This is a genomic window from Acinetobacter sp. V2, from assembly GCF_001188385.1.
Classification (GTDB): domain Bacteria; phylum Pseudomonadota; class Gammaproteobacteria; order Pseudomonadales; family Moraxellaceae; genus Acinetobacter; species Acinetobacter oleivorans.
Genome location: NZ_JZFB01000001.1, coordinates 48,823 through 52,470 on the forward strand (window position 1 = coordinate 48,823; position 3,648 = coordinate 52,470).

3 protein-coding genes are annotated in these 3,648 nt (G+C 39.7%); all 3 read right to left on the reverse strand.

Going from position 1 to position 3,648, the window contains the following annotated elements; genetic code table 11:
* Positions 1-494: isocitrate lyase/PEP mutase family protein (locus tag UC75_RS19375; RefSeq protein ID WP_228136965.1), on the reverse strand; the 494-nt coding region annotated here is incomplete at its 3' end.
* Between the two features lie 64 nt (positions 495-558).
* Positions 559-1,257 (reverse strand): DUF1826 domain-containing protein, encoded by a 699-nt coding sequence (locus UC75_RS00240; protein WP_049836297.1) that lies wholly within the window; start codon positions 1,255-1,257, stop codon positions 559-561.
* A 154-nt stretch (positions 1,258-1,411) separates the two neighbouring features.
* On the reverse strand, positions 1,412-3,648 hold a 2,237-nt coding region (locus UC75_RS19380; RefSeq protein ID WP_228136966.1), incomplete at its 5' end, for a TonB-dependent siderophore receptor.

The following is a 3,648-nucleotide window of genomic DNA, read 5'->3' on the forward strand; positions in this document are numbered from 1 at the left end:
TCTAAATCTGGTACACCAACAAAGAAGTTTTCGGCACGGCCTATAAGCATCGTATTCGTTCCGCTTTGATCGATCGCTATACGAGCGGCTCGGATTCTTTCAATTGCATCGGAGATATCTCGTAGTGGTTTCTCCATATTTCCAGTTGAATCCTCAATAGAAATACCAGCTATTCCTGTATCTAGTGCCATAAGAACATTTTCAATAACACCTTGTGTAGTACCTGAAAATCCGCTTTCAAAATCAGCATTAATAGGAAGATTGGTCGACTGAACCATGTAACGTAAATGTGCTAATGTTTCATCTCTGTCGAGTTGACCATCTGCCTTTCCACAAGACCATGCATAGCCTGAGCTTGTTGTTGCAAGTGCTTTATAGCCAAGTTGTTCGAGTACCTTTGCGCTGCCTGCATCCCAAGGATTGGGTAAAATAAAACATCCGTCTTTATGGAGATCACGGAAATTTTTTCTTTTCTCATCTACTGATGTTTTCATTATTTGGTACTCTTTTTAAATGGATGAGATTAAATTTAATCATCCAACCTTAAGCTCAAAACATTTAACAAATCAACAGCAATCGATATTCACCATCTTTTTCAACAGGCGCTCGATGAACACAAGGCAAAACCTTTTGAGTTGGATGATCTACGGCCAAACGCCAAATATGTCCCGTACCTAAATTTACAGGTTGGGCAGCGGGTTTAGGCTGATAATGCAAATCAAAAAAATACTCTGCCAAAAAAGCTTCAAATTCAGCTTCTGGGCCATCATGTAATTCTTTGAGCTTTTCTCTAATTTCGGGAATTAGAACTTTTTGTTCAACCTGATCATTGGGAACAATATCACTAGCAGCGCCGTGATAGGTACATAAGAATGTATCGGTTTCAATGGGTGAGCGATCAACATGAAATGAATATACATCGGTTGAAATGAAATCTAGTTCTTCATCACGTTCATAATGTTTAAGTAAGTTAAGTACTGGCGATGCGCCGAAATCAGTTAACTGTTCGATATCTTCTAAAATAGTTTTTCTAGCCTGATTGCCTTTTTCAGAAAGTTGTAGCGCTAAAAGTTCTTCAACAGAAACTTCTGTAATATTCTCTTTTAAATGAAGTTTATTCACAATCTCTTTAAAGTCGCCAACCAAATTTCTGTGCCAGCAAATCGCATTTGTCTCTCCTTGGAACTTTGTATTTACAAGTTCAGGGAAACTAGACACTTGTCTAATTTGTTTGCTGTCAGAAAATGCATTCTTCATAGGAGAATTAAATAAAATAATAGAGCATGTCTAATATTATAGCCTGAGCTTAGCCAAAAAATATTCCATTCCAATTTATTAAGCCAGCTTAGACTTACTTCAGAAGAACATTATTTACCTCTGAAGTAAGGTCTTTAATAGTCGAGTAATTTATTTACCACTCATATTTAACACCCACTCGGAAATTAGTCGGAGCGCCGTAATAGCTATTTGTGGTGGCTAAATGGTATTTCTCATTAAATAAGTTATTAACATTAAAGTTGAGCATTAGATTATTGTTGACCTTATAACGTGCCATTAAGTCGACCAAAGCGTAACTTTCTTGAGTAAATCTACCCGTTGCAGAGACCGCATTTTTTTCATAAATTTCGCTTTGCCAACGAACACCGCCACCAATGGTCAGGGCTTCATCAAGATAAGGCAAGGTGTAGGTGGTAAACAGTTTGGCTGTATTATTTGGCACGCCGGTATTTAATCGGTTGTCTTGGCTATCTTTTGATAAGTTACGGCTAAAGCTTGTGGAAACTTGCCATAAATCAGTCAATTTACCTGTCGCTTCAATTTCAAAGCCGCGGCTTTTGGTGCCAGATTCTGTTCGATAGGCTTGCGAACCATCTGGGGCAAATACATCTGCTAATGCAATCGCTGTATTGTCCTCTTTAGTTTGATAAATAGCAGCGCCAACATTTAACTGATTATCAAAAAACTCACCCTTAATACCCAGCTCGGTACTATTGCCTATTAATGGGTCTATGTATTCGCCTGTAACAGCTTTCTTATCTTGTGGTGAAAAAATATTGGTGTAGCTTGCGTAAGCAGTCCAGTTGTCAGTGAAATCATAGGTAATGCCCACATAAGGAATTACCTTGCCACTTTCTTTTTGTGTTGTGTATGTGGTCTTATTATCAGCATTTGAATGGTTACCTGTTACGCGCTCCCAGTCTTCAATTCGAGTGCCTAAAATGACTGCAAGATTGTCGGTTGCTTTAAGACGAACAGCACCAAAAATAGATTGGCTACGATCATCGCCACTGTACCAGCCATCTATTTTTGTTTCGGGGCGGTTAGGTGTACTACCATCCCAAGCAAAAATATTTTTTAGAGTTCCATCCCATGTCATTCCATTATTCCAGCCTGAATAGGTAGGACGTTTATTTTTACTTTTTGTGTAAGTCGTACCTAAAACCACGTCATGAGTTTGATTAAACAAATCAAATGAACCATTCAAAGTTAAATTGAACAAGTCTTGAGTAGGGCGATAATCCCAACGGGTTGCATATAACATCGCTCCACTACCAGTAGCTTTATCAATCCCTTTACTTGAGAAGGTATAACCTACAATTTCATCCGAATCTGTAATGGTTCTAGACACCACACCTTTTAATTTCCAGCGGTCATTAAACTGGTGTTCAATATCAGCAAAGTAAGATGTCGTTGAGCGGTCTGAACCTGTCCAACTTGCTGCCGCTGAATCTGAACGGGACCAGTTAATCGGTGTGCCATCTGTATAAAAGCTGGGTAAACCACCTCTAGCGACACCAGTCAAATCGATTTGTTGGTAACTTGCACCCAAACTTGCTTTGGTTTGTTCAGTTAAATCAGCTTCTACTACGGCATAAGCCACTTTACGTTCTTCGTTGTAGCGGTCGATATAAGAGTCTGACTTTTGATAGGCAAAAAGAGTACGACCACGAATACTTCCTGATTCATTAAGAGGTGTGGAAACATCAATATCGGTACGGTAAGAATCCCATGAACCAATGTCAGCACTCACCGAAGCCTTAAAGTCCTGTAATGGTTTTTTTCGGACCAGATTAATACTTGCGCTTGCACTGCCAGCACCTGTCATTAAGCCATTTGCACCTCGCACGACTTCGACACGGTCAAATAAAGCCATGTCCTGACTCTGGAAAATACTTGCATATGAACTCATGAGCTTCACGCCATCGAGTAAATAGCTATCTACTTCTTTGCCACGAGCGTAAATAGGTGAGTTATCACTACCAATATTGCCACCTTGTTTAATAGAGAGTCCTGCTGTTTGACTGACAACATCGGTTAATTGGGTGAGGTTCTGGTCTTTCATTTGTTGGTTGGTGATGACACTGACCAGCTGAGGTGTTTCTTTCAAACTTAACGCTAAGCCCGTAGAGGCGGTGGTCGCTTTCGCTGTATATAAGCCAGAACCTTCGGTTGTTAAATTTTCGCCATGATCAGCATTAACATGAATCGTTGCTAAATGAGCCGTACCTGTTTCACTGCCTGCCGTATCAAATTCATTATTGTTATTTGCTTTTGTTTTAATGGCTTCTAACTGAAAAACTTTGGGTTCAATTGGAGCGGGTGAAGCCTTCACTCGGATGCTGTAACCACCATTATTTACTTTAACGG